Genomic DNA, 19089 nt, shown 5'->3' on the forward strand with positions numbered 1-19089 from the left:
GTTCACTCCTCTCGCGCCAGCCGGATCAGGTCGCTCCGTACGCCGTCACCACCGAGGCTGCCGGACATCTTCTCCAGCGCCTCGCGGGTGGTGTCGTCGATCTCGCTGGGAACCTGCACGTCGACGGTGACGAGCAGGTCGCCCCGGGTGCCGTCGCGCCGTGGGGCGCCCTGGCCGCGGACCCGCAGCACCCGCCCGTTGGGCGTGCCCGGCGGGATCCGTACGGTCTTGGGCTGGCCGCGGTGGATCGGCACCTTGATCTCCGCGCCGAGCGTGGCCTCCGGGAAGGTGACCGGCACCTTCAGCGTGAGGTTGTCGCCCGTACGGCCGAAGACCTTGTGCGGCTTGACGTGCACGATGACGTACAGGTCGCCGTTCGGCCCGCCGTTCTCGCCCGGCGCGCCCTTGCCCTTGATCCGGATGCGCTGCCCGTCGTGCACTCCCGCGGGGATGCGCGCCTGGATCGTGTGCGTGCTCTGCGCACGACCGCTGCCGTAGCACGTGCCGCACGGGTCGTCGACGACCAGGCCACGGCCGTGGCACTCGCGGCAGGGCTCGGAGAAGGCGAACCCGCCGGCGTTGCGGCTCTCCTGTCCGGTGCCCTCACAGCGGGGGCACACCCGGGGGACCGTGCCGGCCTTGGCGCCGGTCCCCCGGCAGGTCGGGCAGGCCGCCTCGCTGGTCAGCCGGAGCGGGACCGTACGGCCGTCGAGCGCCTCGCCGAACGTCAGCGTGATCTCCGACTCGACGTCGGTGCCACGACGCGGCCGCTGACCCGCCTGCCGGCGACCGAACAGCCCGCCGAACAGGTCGCCGATGCGTTCGCCCGTGCCACCCGTGGTCGAGCCGGTGCCCGTGTTCCCGAACAGGTCGCCCAGGTCGAAGCCGAACCCGCCCTGGGCCCCTCCCCGGGGGCGCGCACCGCCGAACAGGCTGCGAGCCTCGTCGTACTCCTTGCGCCGTTTCTCGTCCGACAGCACGTCGTAGGCCTCGGAGATGTCCTTGAACTTCTCCTCGGACTCCGCGTCGCCCTTGTTGGCGTCCGGGTGGTACTGGCGAGCGAGCTTGCGGTACGACTTCTTGATCTCGTCCTGGGTGGCGGTCTTCGTAACACCGAGGACCTTGTAGTAGTCCTTCTCCAAATAGTCCTTGGTGCTCACCGGCGCCCCTTACCTCGTTTCGTTGTCGCTCGTCGGTCAGTCCTCGTCGGCCGTCTCGGCCTTGGGCGGCGTCTCCGCCTCGGTGCCCTCGGCCTCGGCCGTCTCCTGCGGCTCCGGCTCCTCGGGCTCCTCCGGCCCGGCCGGCCCGGCCGGCCCGGCGTCATCGCCCGGCTCGGCCACGGCGACGCGCGCCGGCCGGAGGATCCGCTCGCCGATGCCGTAGCCCGGCTGCAGGATCTGCACGGCCGTCGGCTCGGTGACGTCGGCGGAGTAGGAGTGCATGAGCGCTTCGTGGATGTTCGGGTCGAACGGCTCGCCCGGGCTGCCGAACGACTGCAGACCCAGCTTGCCGGCGATGCCCTCCAGGCCCTCGGCGACCTGCTTGAACCCGCCGTTCAGCTCGTCGTGGTCGCGCGCCCGCCCGATGTCGTCGAGCACCGGCAGCAGCTCGGTCAGGACGTTCGCCAGCGCCTGCTCGCGCACCATGACCCGGTCGCGTTCGACCCGCTTGCGGTAGTTGGAGTACTCCGCCTGAAGCCGCTGGAGGTCGAGCGTGCGCTCGGCCAGCTGCTTCTTGAGGTCCGCGACCTCTTCGTCGGCCGCGGTCTCGGGAGCGCCCGGGGCGGACCCGGGAGCCGGCTCCGCCGACTCCCGGGCCTTGCCCGTCTTGGGATCGATGCGCCGCTTGTCGCGGATCACCGGACCCTCGCGCTCCTCGGCGTCGTCACGACGCTCCGTCACGCTTCCTCCTTCGCGAAAAGGGCCAAGGCGGAGAGGGGAGTGCGGCTCACGCCGCACCGCCTTCGCGCTTGTCCTTGTCGTCGTCCACGATCTCGGCGTCGACGACCTCGTCCTCCTGGGCGGTGCCCTGCGCACCCGCGCCGGCGTCGGCGGTGGGCGCGCCCTCACCGGGCTGGTTCTGGGCGTACATCGCGGCGCCCATCTTCTGGCTGACCTGGGCGAGCTTCTCCGACGCCGAGCGGATCGCGTCGATGTCGGTGCCCTCGAGGGTCTTCTTGACCTCGTCCAGCGCCGTACGGACCTCGGTCTTCACCTCGTCCGGGATCTTCTCGTCGTTCTCACCGAGGAACTTCTCGGTGGAGTAGGCGAGCGTGTCGGCGTTGTTGCGGGTCTCGGTCTCCTCGCGGCGCTTGCGGTCCTCCTCGGCGTACTGCTCCGCCTCGCGCATCATCTTGTCGATGTCCTCCTTGGGCAGCGCCGAGCCGCCCGTGATGACCATCGACTGCTCCTTGCCGGTGCCGAGGTCCTTCGCGCCGACGTTCACGATGCCGTTGGCGTCGATGTCGAAGGTGACCTCGATCTGCGGCACGCCGCGGGGCGCCGGGGGCAGGCCCGTCAGCTGGAAGGTGCCGAGCTTCTTGTTGTACGCCGCGATCTCGCGCTCGCCCTGGTAGACCTGGATCTCCACGGACGGCTGGTTGTCGTCGGCGGTGGTGAAGACCTCCGACCGCTTGGTCGGGATCGTGGTGTTCCGCTCGATGATCTTGGTGAAGATGCCGCCCTTGGTCTCGATGCCCAGGCTCAGCGGGGTCACGTCGAGCAGCAGGACGTCCTTGACCTCACCCTTGAGCACGCCGGCCTGCAGGGACGCGCCGACCGCGACGACCTCGTCGGGGTTGACGCCCTTGTTGGCCTCCTTGCCGCCGGTCAGCTCCTTGACCAGGTCGGCGACGGCGGGCATGCGGGTCGAACCGCCGACGAGCACGACATGGTTGATGTCGCTGACCTTGATGCCGGCGTCCTTGATGACCTGCTGGAACGGGACCTTGCAGCGGTCGAGCAGGTCCGAGGTCATCTTCTGGAACTCGGCCCGGGTGAGCTTCTCGTCCAGGTGGAGCGGGCCCTCGGCGGACGCCGTGATGTAGGGCAGGTTGATGCTCGTCTCCGAAGAGCTGGACAGCTCGATCTTGGCCTTCTCCGCGGCCTCACGGAGCCGCTGCAGCGCCATCTTGTCCTTGGACAGGTCGACGCCGTGGGCGTTCTTGAACTTGGTGACCAGCCAGTCGACGACCTTCTGGTCCCAGTCGTCACCACCGAGGTGGTTGTCGCCGTTGGTCGCCTTCACCTCGACGACGCCGTCACCGACCTCGAGGAGGGAGACGTCGAAGGTGCCACCACCGAGGTCGAAGACGAGGATCGTGGCCTCGCCCTCCTTCTCCAGGTGGTACGCCAGCGCCGCGGCGGTCGGCTCGTTGATGATGCGCAGGACGTTGAGGCCCGCGATCTGGCCGGCCTCCTTGGTGGCCTGCCGCTGGTGGTCCGAGAAGTACGCCGGGACGGTGATCACCGCGTCGGTGATCTTCTCTCCCAGGTACGCCTCGGCGTCGCGCTTGAGCTTCTGCAGCACGAAGGCGCTGATCTGCTGAGGAGTGAAGTCCTTGTCGTCGATCTTCTGCTTCCAGTCGGTGCCCATTTCGCGCTTGACCGACCGGATGGTGCGGTCGACGTTGGTCACCGCCTGGCGCTTGGCGACCTCGCCGACGAGAACCTCACCGTTCTTGGCGAAGGCGACGACGGACGGCGTGGTCCTCGACCCCTCCGCGTTGGCGATGACGGTGGGCTCGCCACCCTCCAGGATCGCGACGACCGAGTTGGTCGTCCCAAGGTCGATACCGACCGCTCGTGCCATGAGTTGATTCCTCCGACCGTGCTCTCTTGTCCATGAAGCTGAGTCCAGCAGACGCAAGGTTGCCCGAGCCGTCTCGGCATGTCAAATGACTTGAGTCCGTCACGCTCAACTTTGCTGACTGGTTCAACGTGGGAGCGCGGCGCGGTGTTCCCGCGTACGACAGGAAATCTGTGGGGAAGGGGTCCGTTGACCCGGTGCGGCGGTTCTGGGCTAGCGGCGGGAGATGTAGTGCATGCCGGCGCCGCTCTGCAGTGCCTTGGCCAGCACCTTCGCGGGCAGCGTGTGGGTGCCGCCGGTCGGCCGCCAGGGGTCGAAAACGGTGATCATCCCGGTGTTCTGGTCGTAGCCGTACGCGAGGATGGCGTGCCCGATCCAGTGGCCCCTGAGCCGCCCCTGGTTCCAGGGCAGCCTCTCCATCCACACCTGCATGATCGGCGCCCGGCGCAAAGTGCCGACGTCGTAGGAGACCCGCTGCATGAGGATCTGGGGACGGCCGACGACGTCGCCGACGATCCGGTCGTCGTACCGCCGCGGGTGCAGGTAGCCGTCCATGACCTCGGCGGCGTTGTCGCCCCCGGTGCCGCGGATCGTGGTCTTCATCTTCCTGGCGAGGGCGTCCTGACTGACCTTGATCCCGAACGTCGACAGGCTCATCGCCGTGGAGGCGGGGACGCAGTAGTAGTTCGTGGTCTGGAACTGCGCCTGAAGAACCAGCCGGTACGCGCGGGGCATCGCCCGGAGTCCCGCCGCGGCGGTGGTCGGCGTGGCGTGGGTGGTCCAGGTGGCCGCTGTGGCCGATGTGGCGGCGGTCCGGGCCGCCGTCGTGGCGTTGGCCGGCGGGGAGGTCCCCACCAGCAGGGCGGCGACGGCGAGACCCACCGCCGGCCGCAGGCCGGGCGCGTTCTTCACTTGCGTCCCCCAGACGTCACGGGGCCCGATCGGGGCCGTGTCGGCGGTACCTGCAAGACGGTCCAAGCGAATGTCGCTATATACGCATGTAACGCGTTGTAGAACTCTATTTACTCATATGGGCGACCATGCGTGCTTAGCCGGAGTGCCGGTCGGGTGGCACGCGTGACCTCGACCTTGACGCCGTGGCGGTGCGGGGTACGGCCGATGGCGTCGCCGTCCGGTGCCGTGTGAAAGCTGAGGGGTGCTCCGCCGGAGTACCGGTGTAAGCCATACCGATCACCGGAAGGTGACCTCGATGACGGAGCCCCCCGCGTGAGGGCCGGGCCGCGGACGCCGCCCTCGGCCGTCGGACCGGACCTGCCGCAGGACGCAGGATCACACCTGCCGCAGGCCGTGTTCGCCGACCTGTACGACCAGCACTTCCACGAGATCTACCGCTACATCGCCGGCCGGCTGGGCCGGGACGTGGCCGACGACATCGCCGCCGACACCTTTGTCGTCGCCCTGCGGAAACGGGACACCTTCGACGCCTCCCGCGGCGGCGTACGGCCGTGGCTGTTCGGCATCGCCACGAGGCTCGTCGCCGAGCATCGGCGGAAGGAGATACGCCGCTACCGGGCGCTCGGCCGTCTCCGGCCGGACGAGGTCACCGAGAGCCACGAGGGCCAGGTGGTCGACTGGGTGGCCGCCGAGAGCCTCCGGCCGCGCCTGGCCCGGGCCATCGCCGCGCTCTCGCGCGGGGACCGCGACGTCCTGCTGCTGGGCGCGCTCGGCGACCTGTCGCACGAGGAGATCGCTCAGGCGCTCGGCATCCCGTACGGCACGGTCGGCTCGCGGCTCAGCCGGGCCCGTAAGAAGGTGCGCTCCGCACTGGAGGAGGACAGCCATGGATGAGATCCGCATGATCCAGAGCCTCCTTGGGGAGGCCCCGCCGTCGGACGAGGTCGTCGCGGAGGGCCGCCGGCGCCTGGCCGCCCACGCGCCCGCGCGCTCGGCCCGTACGCGCCGCCGCCTGTGGGGAGGCCTCGCCGTGGTCGGGGCCGCCACCGCGGTCGCGGTGGCGATCGGCCTGACCGGTGGCGGACCACCGGCCACCAGGAGGACGGAGGTCCGGCCGCTGACCGCCCGGCAGATCCTGCTCACCGCCGCGGACAAGGCCGCGTCCACGCCGGTCGGCCGGTACTGGCACACCCACGTGATCTCCAGCGAGGGCTACCACGTCGACCGCGGCGACTACATGATCTTCGGCGCGAGGCAAGAGATCGACCAGTGGATCGCGCGGAGCGACAAGGACCCGGACGTGTTCCGCAGCCGGTTCGCCGGTGCCGTTCCGCAGACGGCCGCCGACCGGGCGGCCTGGAAGAAGGCGGGGTCGCCGTCGACCTGGCGTGTCCTGTCGAACGGCCAGATGATCAGGCAGTCGGCCAGGTCCGATGCCTGGGACCTGGTGCGCATGACTCCCGCGCAGAAGCGGGGGGAGCGGCGGCTCGAGGCGAAGATGGCCGCGCGGTGTGCCAAGAAGCCGCGGGCCTGCCCGCCCGCCCAGCCGACCGACGCGCAGCGGGAGGCCATGGCCCGTGACCCCGAGGCCCTCAAGCGGTACCTGCTCAAGGCCGCCGGGGGCGGTGGGTCCAGCTACCTGCTCAGTGTGGCCGGGCGGTTCCTGCTCGACCCGTCGTCTCCGCAACTGCGGGCGGCGGTCTTCCGCGTGCTCGCGGACGTGCCGGGCGTGCGCAGTCTGGGGGCGTCGCGGGACTCGCTGGGGCGGCCCGCGACCGTGCTGGCCGGCCGGATGACGCAGAACGGCAACGTCTACGACAGCGAACTGCTCCTCGACCCGGTCACGTACGTCCCGCTCGGCACCCAGATGGTGCTCGTCCACGGCAACGGCGGCAGGACCGTGCCGCCCTCGCCGGGCATGCCGCCCGTCCAGAGCGGCGGCCTGGAGACGAAGGGCATGAAGCCGGGCGCCATCGCCCACAGCGAGATCTACCTGACGATGGGCTGGACGAACACCGCGTACGGTGGCTGACGTCCGGCGGCGAAAACGCTCCGGGGCCGGCGTCGATCCGATGCCGGCCCCGGAGCACTCTGCGTCTGATCTGCGCCTTTCGGTGTCGTACGCCCGAATTTGGGGTCGGGGGACTGGCGCATAAGCTACTGATCGGTAGTATGCGAACCGTTGTTCGTGGCTGTCAGTCGCCGGCCATACGCTGACTGCACAGCGCCGCAACCAGGCCGTACCGGAAGGACGGAAACGTGGTCATCAGGTTGATCATCGGGCTCGTGGCCACCGTGGTCGCGCTCGCGCTCGCCGGGCGGCGGGTCCGGTTCCTCTACCGCGTGGCGATGAGCGGTCAGCCCGCTCCCGACCGGCTCGCCTCGGCCAAGGACAACGTCGGCGACGAGGTCAAGGGCCAGGTCGTGGAGGTCCTCGGGCAGCGCAAGCTGCTCAAGTGGACCGTCCCCGGGCTCGCCCACTTCTTCGTGATGTGGGCGTTCATCATCCTCATCACCGTCTACATCGAGGCGTACGGCGCGTTGCTCACCGGCCTCGACTTCCACATCCCCGTCGTCGGCAAGTGGGACGCGCTCGGCTTCCTGCAGGACTTCATCGCCGTCGCCGCCTTCCTCGGCCTGGTGGTCTTCGCCGTCATCCGGCTCAAGAACTCCCCGGCGAAGCTCGACCGCAAGTCCAGGTTCAAGGGCTCCCATCTGGGCGGCGCGTGGCTCGTCCTGTTCATGATCTTCAACGTCGTGTGGACGATGTTCCTGTTCCGCGGCGCGGGCGTCGCCACGGGCAACTTCCCGTACGGCAACGGCGCCTTCATGTCCCACCTGGTGGGCAGCGCGCTCAAGCCGGCCGGTCACGACGTCAACGAGGCGCTGGAGTCGGTCGGCCTGCTGCTGCACATCGGCGTCATGCTGGTCTTCCTGATCATCGTGCTGAACTCCAAGCACCTGCACATCTTCCTGGCGCCGCTCAACGTCATGTTCAAGCGCCGCCCCGACGCGCTCGGCCCGGTGCCGCCGATGATGAGCGACGGCAAGCCGATCGACTTCGAAGAGGCCGACCCCGACGAGGACACCTTCGGCCGCGGCAAGATCGAGGACTTCACCTGGAAGGGCTTCCTCGACTTCGCCTCCTGCACCGAGTGCGGCCGCTGCCAGTCGCAGTGCCCCGCCTGGAACACCGGCAAGCCGCTGTCGCCCAAGACGCTGATCATGGACCTGCGCGACCACGCCCTGGCCAAGGCGCCGTACATCCTCGCCGCCGAGGGCGAGCGCGACAACCTGCCCGAGGACGTGCTCAAGGAGGCCGGCCGCCCGCTCGTCGGCGACGCCGAGTCCATGGGCGTCATCGACCCCGACGTGCTGTGGTCCTGCACCAACTGCGGCGCCTGCGTCGAGCAGTGCCCGGTGGACATCGAGCACATCGACCACATCGTCGACATGCGCCGCTACCAGGTCATGATCGAGTCGAGCTTCCCGTCGGAGGCCGGCGTCATGCTGAAGAACCTGGAGAACAAGGGCAACCCCTGGGGCATGTCCGAGATGAAGCGCGCCGACTGGATCGAGGAGCTCGACTTCGAAGTCCCGATGGTCGAGGACAAGCTCCCCGAGGACACCGAATACCTGTTCTGGGTCGGCTGTGCGGGCGCCCTGGAGGACCGCGCGAAGAAGACCACCAAGGCCGTCGCGGAGCTGCTGCACATCGCAGGCGTGAAGTTCGCCGTCCTCGGCCCGATGGAGGCCTGCTCGGGCGACCCGGCCCGGCGGCTGGGCATGGAGTTCATCTTCCAGATGCTCGCCCAGCAGAACATCGAGACCCTCAACGACGCCGGCGTCAAGAAGATCGTCGCCACCTGCCCGCACTGCTTCAACACGCTGTCCAACGAGTACCCGCAGCTCGGCGGCACGTACGAGGTCGTGCATCACACCCAGTTGCTGTCCCACCTGGTGGAGACCGGCAAGCTCACCCCGGTCACGCCGGTCGAGGAGAAGATCACCTACCACGACCCGTGCTTCCTGGGCCGCCACAACAAGGTCTACTCCCAGCCCCGCGACATCATGGCCAAGGTCCCGGGCGTGCAGACCCAGGAGATGCACCGCTGCAAGGACCGCGGCTTCTGCTGCGGCGCCGGCGGCGCCCGCATGTGGATGGAAGAGCGCATCGGCAAGCGCATCAACACCGAACGCGTCGACGAGGCCCTGGAGACCGACCCGGACACCGTGTCCACGGCCTGCCCGTTCTGCCTGGTCATGCTCGGCGACGCGATCAACGAGAAGAAGTCCTCGGGCGACGCGAAGGACTCCCTCGAGGTGGTCGACGTGTCCCAGCTGCTGATCCGCTCCATCAAGGGCGAGCCCGACCCCGAAGCCGAACCCGCGGCTGCGGAGTAACGACCCGAGCCGCCCGGTCGCCGTCCCACCGACGGCGACCGGGGGCACTAGGGCGTGTTTCCTGGTCACGCGATGGAACGTGGGGAGGGGGCTGGACGCGCTACGGGCTGGATGCGATGAGGCCGAAGGTGAAGACTGGACGGTGTCGACTGACTCCACCATCGCCCGTGCCCACCAGCACGCCGCCGGAGCACCGCACGATCCGGCCAAGGACCATCGACGTCGCGTCCATCAAGATCTGGCTTCGCGACCCCATCAGGTGATCCACGACCACACCGGCTGGACCTGACCCTCGCTCAGTTGACCATCAGGCGTGCGCTGGGGTCCAAGCACCACTCCAGCACCGACGGCCAAGGTCCGTAGCCGTCCGGGACGGCGACATGCCCGGCGGCCCTCAGCAGATCGACATCGCAGCCAAGCGGCCGGCCGAAGACCTCCGCGCCGCCCTCCGGGCAGTAGGGGTCGTTGTCGGAGCACACCAGGCGCGGCGTCGTCACGGCCGGCTTCAACCTGGTCAGATCAAGAGGCTCGGGCGTGAAGCCGGCGATGACGTCCCAGGAGAACGCCGTCGGCCCCGGTGGGCTGACCAGCAGTACCCGGTCGGCGGGAGGCTCATCGCGGCCCGCCGCCAAGTGAAACCAGGCCGTACACGCCAGGCTGTGGCAGACCACGACCCGCTCACCGCGCATCATCCCCAACTCGGCCTCGATCGCCTCGATCCAGGCGGCGAGCGTTGGCCGGTCCGGATCGGGCAACTGCGGGTAGAACACCTGCTCTCCACCCTCCCGGAGCCGCTGCGCAAGCTCGTACTGCCAGTGCTCGGCCGGACGCCGGTTCTCCACGCCATGCAGGATCAGAAAGCTGCGGTTCCACATGGCCCGAACCTTACAAAGCAGTGACGTCCGTGCTGTTAACGATTCAGCGTTGCATCGACCCGCTCAAGATCCAGGAAACACGCCCTAGTCGCAATGCCGTTCGGTTAGGAGTCTGGCCATCGGCGCAAGGGGCGGCGTTTCGGCTGGTGTCATGGGTGCAGCCCTTGTAGAGGTTCCCGGGTCCGCCAAGACTCGTGTTCCTCCACAAGGGCTGCCGTGTCCGATTCTGTCATCTGTCATGCTCCTGGCGTGTTCGCTGTGGGGCACCTGGGCGAGTTGACCCAGGTCGTTCCGTTCGACCTCGTTGACGAGGCCCTTGCCGAGGCCGGTGGTCTGCAGCGCCGGGTGCGGCGGCTACCGTCGCGGGTGGTGGTCTACCTGCTGCTTGCGGGGGCGTTGTTCACCTCGATGGGCTGGGCGCAGGTGTGGGCCAGGCTGACCACCTCGCTGCCGGGATGTCTGCCCGTCCCGGCGCCTTCCTCGATCACCGCGGCGATGAGACGGGTCGGGCCGGCACCGCTCAAAGCGCTGTTCGACTTGCTCAAAGGACCCCCAGCCGTGACCGCAACCCAGGCTGCGCGGTTCGCGGGCAGACTGGTCGTCGCGATCGACGGCACCCAGATCCCACTCCCCGACACCCCTGCGAACCTTGCGGTCTTCCCCAAGGCCAAGGCCGGGCCCAACGGGCCGGCCGGATACCCGACGCTGCGTCTGGTCACCCTGGTCGCCTGCGGGACCCGCACACTCCTGGACGCGGTCTTCGGCAGCGATCGGACCGGCGAGCTGACCTACGCCCAAGACCTGGCCAAGGCCGGTGCGCTGCGGCCAGGGATGCTGTTGCTCGGTGATCGCGGCTTCTCCGCCACCGGGTTCATCACCACGGTCGCGGGCGTCGGCGCGGACTTCTTGATCCGCGCCAGCACCCACTCCACCGCGCTAAAGCTCCCCGCCCTGCGCCGGCTATCTGACCAGACGTTCCTGTCCCGTATAGGCCAGGTCACCGTCCGCGTCATCGAGGCCACCATCACCGTCACCACCGCCGAGGGCACCGTCACACACGCCGACCATCGGCTCATCACCAGCCTGCTCGATCCCGACGAGGCACCAGCGATCACGCTGGTCAGGCTCTACCACGAGCGCTGGGAGATCGAAACGAGCTACTGCGAACTGAAATCAACCCTCCTGGGCGGTCGGGTCCTACGCGGCCGGCACCCCGCCGCCATCGCCCAGGAGACCTGGGCACTTTTGACCACCTACCAGGTACTACGGACCGCGATGACCGACGCGGTCTTGCACCGGCCCGACATCGACCCCGACCGGACCTGCTTCACCATCGCGCTCAACGCCGCCCGCGACCAGATCATCCAGGCAACCAACATCATCAACAACACCCACATCGACCTCATCGGCCGCATCGGAACCGCCATACTCAACACGCTCCTACCAGCCCGCCGCGACCGCACCCGACCACGCGTGAAGAAACGAGCCATCAACTCCAAGTACCGCGCCGTAGGCCGCGACCTCGACCACCGCACCCACAAAACAACCATCCAGATCGCGACCACCGGCTTGCTCAACAACCCAAACCGCTAACCGAACGGCATTGGCCCTAGTCGGAGTTCTGCCAGATCAGGATCCCGGGGCCGTCGGCGGTGAGGACCGGAATCCAGGCCTCGTCCAGGTCGGCGAGTCGGCTCTCGTCCAGGACCAGCGCCTGCGGGCCACGGCCGTTCCCGCCCTCCGGGCCCGGGGACGACTCCCAGAAGAGGATTCTCTCCACCGCGCGGCGGAGCCGTCGCAGGTCGTCCTCCGGCCAGGATCGCCCCTCCGCGCCGGATCCTCGGAGATCACGTTCGAAGAACGTACGGAGGTCGGCCAGCGCCGGCGCGCTCCGTACCGGGACCAGATAGCCCTCGACGTGGCCCGACCGGGTGACCGTCCCGCCGTACTGCTGCTCGTAGCAGATCCCCGTGGGCGCCCGGACGATGACGTACGACCAGTCGCGCCCCTGCGTCCCGTTCGGATCCAGGAAGACGTACCGCCGCGCGCCCACCGGTTCGGTCATGGTCGCACGATCCCCGCCTCGGCGGCTCTTTGTACCGCAGTAACCATGACCGGGGAGTATCTCAGTCGATAGCCTCCGTGCCCATGAGAAGGCGAGTGATCGCCATGGCGGCCCTCCCCTGGCTGGTCACGGGATGCGCGCCGGCGAGTGCGGCGCTGCACGGATATCACCGGTACACCGACCCGAGTGTCGCGATGGAGCCCACACTGCGGGTGAACCAGACCTTCAACGCACGGCCCGTCCGGCACGGCAGGTACGTGCCGAAGCGCGGGGACGTCGTGGTGTTCACCATGCCGAGCTGGTCCGCGGACGGCCGGGGCACGCAGCCGTTCGTCAAACGCGTCGTGGCGATCGCCGGCGACCGGATCGGCTGCTGCTCGGGCGGCCGGGTCATGCTGAACGGCGCGCCGTTGTCCGAGCCGTACCTCGCGCCGGGCACTGCTGAGACGGCCTTCGGCACCGTGACGATCCCGCCCGGGCAGATGTGGCTGATGGGCGACAACCGCGCGAACTCGGCGGACTCCCGTACGGGCCGCGGCCCCGTTCCGGCCTCCGCGGTCATCGGCGTGGCGGTACTCAAGTGACGCCGGCGCCGCGTCAGGGCGTGTCCAGCGCCCACCAGCGGGCGGCGAGCGCGTCGAGCGTGGGTTCCGGCGGCGCGGGCAGCTCCTCGAGGTACCAGGTCAGGTCGCTGTAGCGGTGCAGCAGCGCGTACGCGAGAAGCCGCCGTTGCAACGCGGCGTCGAACCGGTCGCCGGGCCGGCCGTAGGCGGTGAGGAGACGGCGCAGGAACCGCGCGTCGCCCCGGGAGACGAACAGGCCCACCGCGGCGAACTCATACTCCCGGTCGCCCGTCATGGCGGGTTCGAAGTCGTACAGGCCCGAGAGTGACCAGCCGCCGTCCGGCCCCCGGACGGCCAGGAGGTGTTCGCGCATGACCTCGGTGTGCAGGAGGACCGGCGGTGACGGCCGCAGCGGCACCGAGCCGAGGAACTCGGGAATCTGCGCGGCCCACAGCGGCGCCAGTCCGCGGGCGCGCTGGCGCGCGACGCAGCCGGCTCGCTGGTCGGCGATGAAGCGGTGCCAGTCCGCCGGCCCGAGCGCCGGGACGGTGATCTGGTGCAGGGCGGCGAGGAGACGCCCGAGCTGCTCGGCGATCGCGTCCCGGTCGCGTTCGTCCGTGCGTGACCAGACCTCGGTCAGCGGTTCGCCGCGCAACCGCGTCATGAGCACGTAGCGCCAGTCCCCGAACTCGCCGGCCGCCTCGACGTGGGGCGTCGGCACCGGTAGCCGGCCGTCGATCGCGCGCAGCACGCGGTCTTCGACCTGCCCGTTCTTCGCGCAGGCCGGCGGGTAGAGCTTGAGCACGAGCCGGTCCCCGACGGCGTAGACGGGCAGCGAGCCACCCGGAAAACGCGTGACGTCCGCCCCGCCGTGGCCGAGATGACGGCACAGTGCGAGGACGCCCGGCCGGAGCCGAGCCTCGTCCCGGCGCACGGCGGCGAACTCCGCCTCGGTCTTCGCCACCGGAAGAGAATGGTTCGGCACCCGGCCACCGTACGGTTGTGACAGGCGGCCGTTCATTCCCTTTTTCGCGCGCTGCCGGGAGGCGGAGACCATGCGGACGAGGTTGCGGAAGCTGCACACCGGTGGACGAGCGTTCGTGTGGAAGGCCGACATCCGCCACGTCCGCGGCGAGCGCGACTGCCACCGGTGCATCCGCGTACGTGTCTGGGGCGCCGGGAAGAACAGCCGCGCGCTGCAGGCGGACCTGCTGTCGAAGACCTGGGGTTCGCCCTGGGGCGCGTGCGCGGCCGACGACACCTACCCGCAGCCGGGGGACGTACGGACCCTCATCGAGTACGCCCTGGCGCACGGCTGGGAACCCGACGCCGTCGGCGGGACGCACCTGCTGACCGAGCGGGAGCACACGGCGTTCGAGCTGCCCGAGTTCCTCCTCACCGACCGCCTCCGCGTCCCTTCGGCGCCGGACCCCACCGAGCGGGTGATCCGCGCCTTCGAGGCGGCGAACGGGTGATTCACGGCCGCGGAAAACCGGTTGCGGGCGATGCCACGATGGACCGATGCGTGTGACATTTCCCCGCCTGACCGACGGCGCACGTTCCTACAGCATCGTCGAGCGCTCGGACGGTGTCCGCTACCGCGTGCGCGAGGGGGTGGCCGGGCCCTCACTTCCGCATGACGCGGTCCACTTCATCGTGGAGCGCGGTACGGCGGAGGACGGCGGCTTCTGGGGAGCGGTCGCCGCGGGCGCGGTGTTCGACAGCATGGATCACCTCGACGGCCGCCGCCCGCCCCATGCGCAGCGGCGCTCCGAGCAGGCCATCAGGGCCCGCTCCGACCGGCTGCAGCGCGCGGAGCTCATGGCCGGCCTCGTACAACGCGTCGCGGACGAGCGGATCACCAGCGCCGACCAGGTCGCCCGGGTCGCGGAAGAAGCGCTCTCCACCCTCCCCGACACACGGGTCGACGAGGCGAAGGTCATCGCGGCGGCCGAGGAGCTCCGGGAGAAGGCCCGTTTCTGGGCGGCACTCGCACCGGGCGAGAAGCTGGTCTTGGAATGGCCGGAGAAGAAACGCCGCAAGTAGGGCCGCGACAGCGCAGCGCGAAGACCGACGGCGCGTGGCCCCGCTGATGGCAGAAACGGCCGAAACCGCCGTCCATGGCCTCGTTCAAGGCGATCGCGACGCGGCGTCGTCCCGCCGGGACGGTGGGGAAGTTTCGTGTTCGCCGCGAAAGGCGTCATTTGCTCCGCTAGTGTGCTAGCCGGTACGCGGGGGGCTGCCGATACAACGGAGGAGTCGTGCGCCTTTCCGCGGTCATCACCGGTCTCGCGATGCTCGCGGTCGTCGTGTCCGGATGCGGATCGTCGAAGGCGGACGACGCGAGGGCCGCGGACGCGCCCCGGGCCACGCCCACGCCCACGCCGCGGAAGGTCGTCGTGGTCGTCGACCACAAGAAGACCGCCGAGACCATGACCACGGCCGGGACCGTACGCGCGGTGCTCGCCCAGGTCGGCGTACAGCTCGGCCCGCACGACCTGGTGACCCCGCCCGCCGACGCGGCACCGGCCGCGACCGTCAAGGTCCTCCGGCTGCTGTCCGACCCGGTGACCAAGATGGTCAAGATCCCGCCGCCGATCGTGCGGAAGAAGAGCTCGAAGGTCCCCGCCTACAGTCAGAAGGTGCTGCGGAAGGGCCGCTCCGGCCTCAAGCAGGTCCAGGTCGCGTACGTCCGGCGACACGGCAAGAAGGTCAAGGCCGTCATCGCCCAGAAGATCAAGCGTAAGGCGGTGTCGCAGATCGTCGCCGTCGGCCCGCAGCCGACGGGCGCCGGCTCCGCGGCCCGGCTCAACTGGAGCGCTCTGGCGAAGTGCGAGTCGGGCGGCAATCCCCGCGCGGTCAACCCGGCCGGTTACTACGGGCTGTACCAGTTCAACCGGCAGTCGTGGGCGACGGTCGGCGGCTCGGGCCTGCCGAGCCAGGCCTCCGCGGCCGAGCAGACCTACCGCGCCCAGCTCCTGTACAACAGGGTGGGCGGCCGCTGGCAGGGCCAGTGGCCCAACTGCGGCCACTACCTCTTCAGCTGACTCAGGCGCCCTGCGGCGGTTCTGCGCGCGTACGACTTGAAGCGCGTTCGCGGGTCGTCCCTCCAGCAAGACCGGCACCCTTTGCGCGACCGCCTGGCACGACCTCGAGCAGGGCGCCATGTTCTACGCCTATCGCCCCGCAGTCCATCGTCGGCCGAACAACTGATCGTGCGAAGATCAGCAGGCCAGTTCCTCTTGCGTGCCGGTGAAGCTCAGAGACAGGGTTTCGACGGCGTGGGTGGCGATCGTGATGCGGAAGGACCGATCCTTGCCCGCCACCAGCAGGTGTGCGCCGTCGCCCTCGCGGCAGATCGCGTCGCCCAGAAGGTTCGCCGGCTTCGGGGGCTTGCCGGCCACGTACGCCGGCCGGTAGCTCCTCTCGAACAGGACGCGAGCGGCGCCTCCTCCGGAGACCGGCGCCGCCATCACGCGATCGATCGCCCGCGGGTGGTCGTGGGTGATGAAGTACGTCTGCGTTCCGTCGGTGCTCAGCCTCCCCGCCTCACCGTCCACGTCGCCGTACCATCCTGACCCCGGCACCACCAGGCGGCTGTCTTGGGCAAGGTCGTGTGCGGTGCCGGTGTCGACCACGCGGATGCCCGGGTTCGCGCGCTGCGCGATCTGTAGCGTGCGCCCGTCCGCCGCCCAGGAGAGGCCGACCAGGGGACTCCAGCCGCTGCCCGCCCAGAGGGTCGTCCTCGGCCGTCCGGTGGCGCTGGTCATACCACCCCGTAGGCCATACCGCTCTTGACGGGGCGGCTCGTGGGGAAGGCGAACCGGGCGCCGTCCGGAGTGACGGCGATATCGTCGATCGCGTCGTCGGCCGAGGTCATGCCGGGGACCGGCGCCAGTTCAACGATCTTTCCGTGTTCGTCGATGCGCATCCGGTAGAGGCGCATGTGGGCCCGGTCGGTCGTCAGCCCCCTGAGGAAGAAGATTCGGGACGGCCGTCCGGGCGAGACGCCGGCCGTCACCGTGCTCCAGTTGCAGATGCCGGCGGGACGTCCCACCCGTGCGACCTGCTTCCCCGAGGTGGTCAGCAACTGGGTGACGCCGTCGCCGCAGATGGAGCTGCCGGGCGACCGTACGGCCAGCACGTAATGAGCTTTGCCGGCATCCGGGGAGGAAGGGCGTACGGGTGTGCCCTCGCACGCGGCGACCGCCAACAGCGTCACCAGCATCGGGGCTGCCATCGCCGACCGGCGTCGCGGAGCCGTCGTACGGCGGGCCGTCGGGCCGAAGAGGTGGGTCCCGAGCTTACGGACGATCTGGCCGCCCCTCATCGGTGGGTCGGCGGAGGTCGTCGAACCGTGCCGTCTCGAGGAAGGCCAGGACATCGCTCCGCACAGCGGCCCACCTTACGGTGGACCTTGAACCCGGTCAGTGTACGGCGGCTCGGCTGACGAGACGTTCGGCGACTTCGGCGATCTCCTCGGTGGTCCACTCCAGGGCAGGGGCGGCAACGGTGATCTCGGTCATCGCGATGCGCGGTACATCGGTGTCCTGCCATCCGGCGGCGAACCACACCTTCTCCTCTTCGGCGAGCGCGAGCGCCGCGTCGTTGAGCGCCTGTGCCGGGTAGGGCAGCCAGAGACGGAACCGATGCGTGTGCGGTGGTTCCGGGCTGACTCGTGCGCCGGGTAGCGCGGACAGGGCCGCGGCGACGGTGCGCGCGTGCCGTACATAGTCGGGGATGCGTGGCAGTTCGCGGTCGAGCCCGGCGAGTGCGGTCAGGGCCGCGGGCCACTGCTGGAACACGTCGCCGCCGTAACGGTGCCGCCAGACCCGGGCGTACGAGGCGAGTTCCGCGGTGCCCGTGAGCGCCGCACCGCTGATGCCGCCGAGTGTCTTGTAGAAGGAGACGTAGGTGCTGTCGGCGAGGCTCGCGATCTCGCTGAGGGAGTGTCCGAGGTGGGGAGTGGAGTCCCAGATCCGGGCGCCGTCGAAGTGAAGGCGTGCGCCGATGGCGCGTGCCGCGGCGGACACTGCGGTGAGCTCATCCCAGGTGGGCAGGACGAAGCCGGCGTCGCGCAGCGGGAGTTCGATGACGACGGTGCTCACCGGTTCGCCGAGTTCGGTGATCTCGTCGGCCGTGGGGTTACGGGGCGCGGTGGTCGGCCAGACGCTGTGCAGACCGCTCACCTGGGCGTAGGCGTGCCGTTCGTGCATCTCCTGGTGGCCGAGCGGGTGAAGGGCGACCGTCGACCGCCCGGTGCGGTCGGCGCCGTAGCGAAGCGCGACCTGCTGGGCCATCGTGCCGGTGGGGAAGAAGACGGCGGCCTCGGTCCCCAGGAGGTCTGCCACGCGTTCCTCCAGCGTGGTCACTGGGCCGTCGCCGTAGAAGTCGGGTCGGCCGTCCAGGTCACCGCCCGCCTCCATGTCCGCGAGCCTGTCCCGCATCGTCGCAGGCCGGGTGCCGGACAGGATTCGGTCGCAGGCCGACAGCGCGGCCAGGCGACGCTGTCGAGTGTTGTCGGACATCGGCGGATCATCGCACGGCGGCGTGACGCCGGACCAACGGGTTTTCTCCGGTAGCCGGTCTCGGTTCGGGCCGGATCGGGCGCGTTCGGCCTGTGGCCGGGTGGGTTGTCGGGGGCCTGCCGGGCAGGTGCCGTTCCGCGCGTCAGGCGACCAGTGGACCGTCCAGGATCGACAGCGCCGCGGCGCGGTCTCCTCGCCACTCGATCACCGCGTCGTCGGGGGTGAGCCGACCCCACAGGAGGAGCAGCAGGTCGACCGCGGTGCCGCTGATCGTGGCGACCGGCTGCCCCGGGCCGTATGTGAGGTCGGTGGGTGTATCGGTCGCGAGCACGCGGATCGCATGCCGGGGAGGCGTGGCACGGCCGCGCTCGATCTGTCGAGGCGCGATCGTGTCGAAGACCTCTGCCACGCCGTCGGCCGCGAGGCCGGTGTCGAGAGAGGACGCGAGGCCGAGCGCGTGCTCGGCATCCCAGCGGTGGATCAGGGCCTCGTGGCAGCGCCGTCGCTGCCAAAAACCGACCGTGTGCGGGGGCCAGAACGTCCAAGCCGGTGTGGACGGGGCGCGGTCGAGGGCGTCGAGCAGGGTGACGGACGCAGCGTCGAACCAACGCGCCAGCTCAGCGCGGTCCCGCGGCGCGGGAGGGGCCTCGTAGTGGCTGTGCTGCTCGGTCACCGCCGCAGCGGCCCAGAGGTTGCCGCGGCCCAGGTGCTCCGCGAGGTCGTGCAGCGTCCAGTCGCCGCAGTGCTCGACCGGCGCGGACAGGTCGCCGTTCAGGCACGCCGCGAAGACGGTCAGCTCGCGGCGCAGGTGAGTGAGGAAGGCCGGGGCATCCATGAGTGGGAAATGTACGCCTCCTGGATCTCTCAGTGCCGGGAGCCGGGCCGTCCACACGCCTTCGAGCGTTCGGAGTCCCGCGGACACCTGAACGCCT

At 69.7% G+C, this 19089-nt stretch carries 19 protein-coding genes; 8 read left to right on the forward strand and 11 right to left on the reverse strand.

The genetic code is table 11. The features are described 5' to 3' along the window. Positions 1-2: 2 nt before the first annotated feature. The 4 genes from dnaJ to OG417_RS03790 form a co-directional block, all read right to left on the reverse strand. Positions 3-1160, reverse strand: coding sequence for a molecular chaperone DnaJ (dnaJ, locus tag OG417_RS03775; protein WP_329249766.1), 1158 nt, complete (start codon positions 1158-1160; stop codon positions 3-5). 36 nt (positions 1161-1196) lie between these two features. Continuing rightward, positions 1197-1901 (reverse strand): nucleotide exchange factor GrpE, encoded by a 705-nt coding sequence (gene grpE / locus OG417_RS03780; RefSeq protein WP_329249768.1) that lies wholly within the window; start codon positions 1899-1901, stop codon positions 1197-1199. A gap of 46 nt (positions 1902-1947) precedes the next feature. Next, positions 1948-3810, reverse strand: coding sequence for a molecular chaperone DnaK (dnaK, locus tag OG417_RS03785; RefSeq protein ID WP_329249771.1), 1863 nt, complete (start codon positions 3808-3810; stop codon positions 1948-1950). Positions 3811-4020: 210 nt separating this feature from the next. Further along, positions 4021-4719, reverse strand: coding sequence for a C39 family peptidase (locus OG417_RS03790; RefSeq protein WP_329249775.1), 699 nt, complete (start codon positions 4717-4719; stop codon positions 4021-4023). Positions 4720-5034: 315 nt separating this feature from the next. On the opposite strand from OG417_RS03790, the gene OG417_RS03795 reads away from it, so the two are divergent. The 3 genes from OG417_RS03795 (at position 5035) to OG417_RS03805 (ending at position 9126) form a co-directional block, all read left to right on the forward strand. Next, positions 5035-5616 carry an RNA polymerase sigma factor gene (locus OG417_RS03795; protein WP_329249778.1) on the forward strand — a complete coding sequence of 194 codons (582 nt, stop codon included), beginning with the start codon at positions 5035-5037 and terminating at the stop codon, positions 5614-5616. Continuing rightward, on the forward strand, positions 5609-6754 hold the full coding sequence (locus OG417_RS03800; protein ID WP_329249781.1) for a CU044_5270 family protein: 1146 nt from the start codon (positions 5609-5611) through the stop codon (positions 6752-6754). Before OG417_RS03795 ends, OG417_RS03800 begins: the two co-directional genes overlap by 8 nt. Before the next feature lie 227 nt (positions 6755-6981). Continuing rightward, complete coding sequence (locus OG417_RS03805; protein ID WP_329249784.1) at positions 6982-9126, forward strand: (Fe-S)-binding protein; 2145 nt, start codon at positions 6982-6984, stop codon at positions 9124-9126. A 296-nt stretch (positions 9127-9422) separates the two neighbouring features. Here OG417_RS03805 and OG417_RS03810 read toward each other — a convergent pair whose 3' ends face one another. Then, complete coding sequence (locus OG417_RS03810) at positions 9423-10001, reverse strand: RBBP9/YdeN family alpha/beta hydrolase (protein WP_329249787.1); 579 nt, start codon at positions 9999-10001, stop codon at positions 9423-9425. A gap of 249 nt (positions 10002-10250) precedes the next feature. On the opposite strand from OG417_RS03810, the gene OG417_RS03815 reads away from it, so the two are divergent. Continuing rightward, positions 10251-11594, forward strand: a complete 1344-nt coding sequence (locus tag OG417_RS03815; RefSeq protein WP_329234527.1) for an IS4 family transposase — start codon at positions 10251-10253, stop codon at positions 11592-11594. A 16-nt stretch (positions 11595-11610) separates the two neighbouring features. Here the strand turns inward: OG417_RS03815 and OG417_RS03820 are convergent, their stop codons facing one another. Further along, a complete protein-coding gene (locus tag OG417_RS03820) occupies positions 11611-12066 on the reverse strand; it encodes a DUF6210 family protein (RefSeq protein WP_329249790.1) in 456 nt (151 codons plus the stop codon). A gap of 83 nt (positions 12067-12149) precedes the next feature. On the opposite strand from OG417_RS03820, the gene lepB reads away from it, so the two are divergent. Next, positions 12150-12650 (forward strand): signal peptidase I, encoded by a 501-nt coding sequence (lepB, locus tag OG417_RS03825; protein ID WP_329249793.1) that lies wholly within the window; start codon positions 12150-12152, stop codon positions 12648-12650. A 13-nt stretch (positions 12651-12663) separates the two neighbouring features. Here lepB and OG417_RS03830 read toward each other — a convergent pair whose 3' ends face one another. After that, a complete protein-coding gene (locus tag OG417_RS03830) occupies positions 12664-13593 on the reverse strand; it encodes a phosphotransferase family protein (protein WP_329249796.1) in 930 nt (309 codons plus the stop codon). Positions 13594-13684: 91 nt separating this feature from the next. Here OG417_RS03830 and OG417_RS03835 point away from each other — a divergent pair, with 91 nt between their 5' ends. The 3 genes from OG417_RS03835 to OG417_RS03845 all read left to right on the forward strand — a co-directional run bounded on the left by OG417_RS03835 (position 13685) and on the right by OG417_RS03845 (position 15676). After that, complete coding sequence (locus tag OG417_RS03835) at positions 13685-14104, forward strand: hypothetical protein (RefSeq protein WP_329249798.1); 420 nt, start codon at positions 13685-13687, stop codon at positions 14102-14104. Positions 14105-14150: 46 nt separating this feature from the next. Further along, on the forward strand, positions 14151-14675 hold the full coding sequence (locus OG417_RS03840; RefSeq protein ID WP_329249801.1) for a hypothetical protein: 525 nt from the start codon (positions 14151-14153) through the stop codon (positions 14673-14675). A 215-nt stretch (positions 14676-14890) separates the two neighbouring features. After that, positions 14891-15676, forward strand: coding sequence for a transglycosylase family protein (locus OG417_RS03845; RefSeq protein WP_329249804.1), 786 nt, complete (start codon positions 14891-14893; stop codon positions 15674-15676). A 177-nt stretch (positions 15677-15853) separates the two neighbouring features. Here OG417_RS03845 and OG417_RS03850 read toward each other — a convergent pair whose 3' ends face one another. From OG417_RS03850 to OG417_RS03865, 4 genes are all read right to left on the reverse strand, one after another. Then, positions 15854-16399: a hypothetical protein gene (locus OG417_RS03850; RefSeq protein WP_329249807.1), complete on the reverse strand. Its 546-nt coding sequence runs from the start codon at positions 16397-16399 to the stop codon at positions 15854-15856. Then, positions 16396-16869, reverse strand: coding sequence for a hypothetical protein (locus OG417_RS03855; RefSeq protein ID WP_329249810.1), 474 nt, complete (start codon positions 16867-16869; stop codon positions 16396-16398). Before OG417_RS03855 ends, OG417_RS03850 begins: the two co-directional genes overlap by 4 nt. A gap of 187 nt (positions 16870-17056) precedes the next feature. Beyond that, positions 17057-18157: a threonine aldolase family protein gene (locus OG417_RS03860; RefSeq protein WP_329249813.1), complete on the reverse strand. Its 1101-nt coding sequence runs from the start codon at positions 18155-18157 to the stop codon at positions 17057-17059. A 142-nt stretch (positions 18158-18299) separates the two neighbouring features. Beyond that, positions 18300-18992: a maleylpyruvate isomerase family mycothiol-dependent enzyme gene (locus tag OG417_RS03865; protein WP_329249816.1), complete on the reverse strand. Its 693-nt coding sequence runs from the start codon at positions 18990-18992 to the stop codon at positions 18300-18302. Positions 18993-19089 lie beyond the last annotated feature (97 nt).

It is taken from the genome of Actinoallomurus sp. NBC_01490 (assembly GCF_036227085.1).
GTDB classification, from domain to species: domain Bacteria; phylum Actinomycetota; class Actinomycetes; order Streptosporangiales; family Streptosporangiaceae; genus Actinoallomurus; species Actinoallomurus oryzae.

Coding starts and splice junctions, on each gene's coding strand:
- OG417_RS03840 (WP_329249801.1), top strand. CDS start 14,151: ATGCGTGTGACATTTCCCCGCCTGACCGACGGCGCACGTTCCTACAGC.
- OG417_RS03810 (WP_329249787.1), bottom strand. CDS start 10,001: ATGTGGAACCGCAGCTTTCTGATCCTGCATGGCGTGGAGAACCGGCGT.
- lepB (WP_329249793.1), top strand. CDS start 12,150: ATGAGAAGGCGAGTGATCGCCATGGCGGCCCTCCCCTGGCTGGTCACG.
- OG417_RS03835 (WP_329249798.1), top strand. CDS start 13,685: ATGCGGACGAGGTTGCGGAAGCTGCACACCGGTGGACGAGCGTTCGTG.
- OG417_RS03860 (WP_329249813.1), bottom strand. CDS start 18,157: ATGTCCGACAACACTCGACAGCGTCGCCTGGCCGCGCTGTCGGCCTGC.
- OG417_RS03855 (WP_329249810.1), bottom strand. CDS start 16,869: ATGGCAGCCCCGATGCTGGTGACGCTGTTGGCGGTCGCCGCGTGCGAG.
- OG417_RS03865 (WP_329249816.1), bottom strand. CDS start 18,992: ATGGATGCCCCGGCCTTCCTCACTCACCTGCGCCGCGAGCTGACCGTC.
- OG417_RS03850 (WP_329249807.1), bottom strand. CDS start 16,399: ATGACCAGCGCCACCGGACGGCCGAGGACGACCCTCTGGGCGGGCAGC.
- OG417_RS03820 (WP_329249790.1), bottom strand. CDS start 12,066: ATGACCGAACCGGTGGGCGCGCGGCGGTACGTCTTCCTGGATCCGAAC.
- OG417_RS03800 (WP_329249781.1), top strand. CDS start 5,609: ATGGATGAGATCCGCATGATCCAGAGCCTCCTTGGGGAGGCCCCGCCG.
- dnaK (WP_329249771.1), bottom strand. CDS start 3,810: ATGGCACGAGCGGTCGGTATCGACCTTGGGACGACCAACTCGGTCGTC.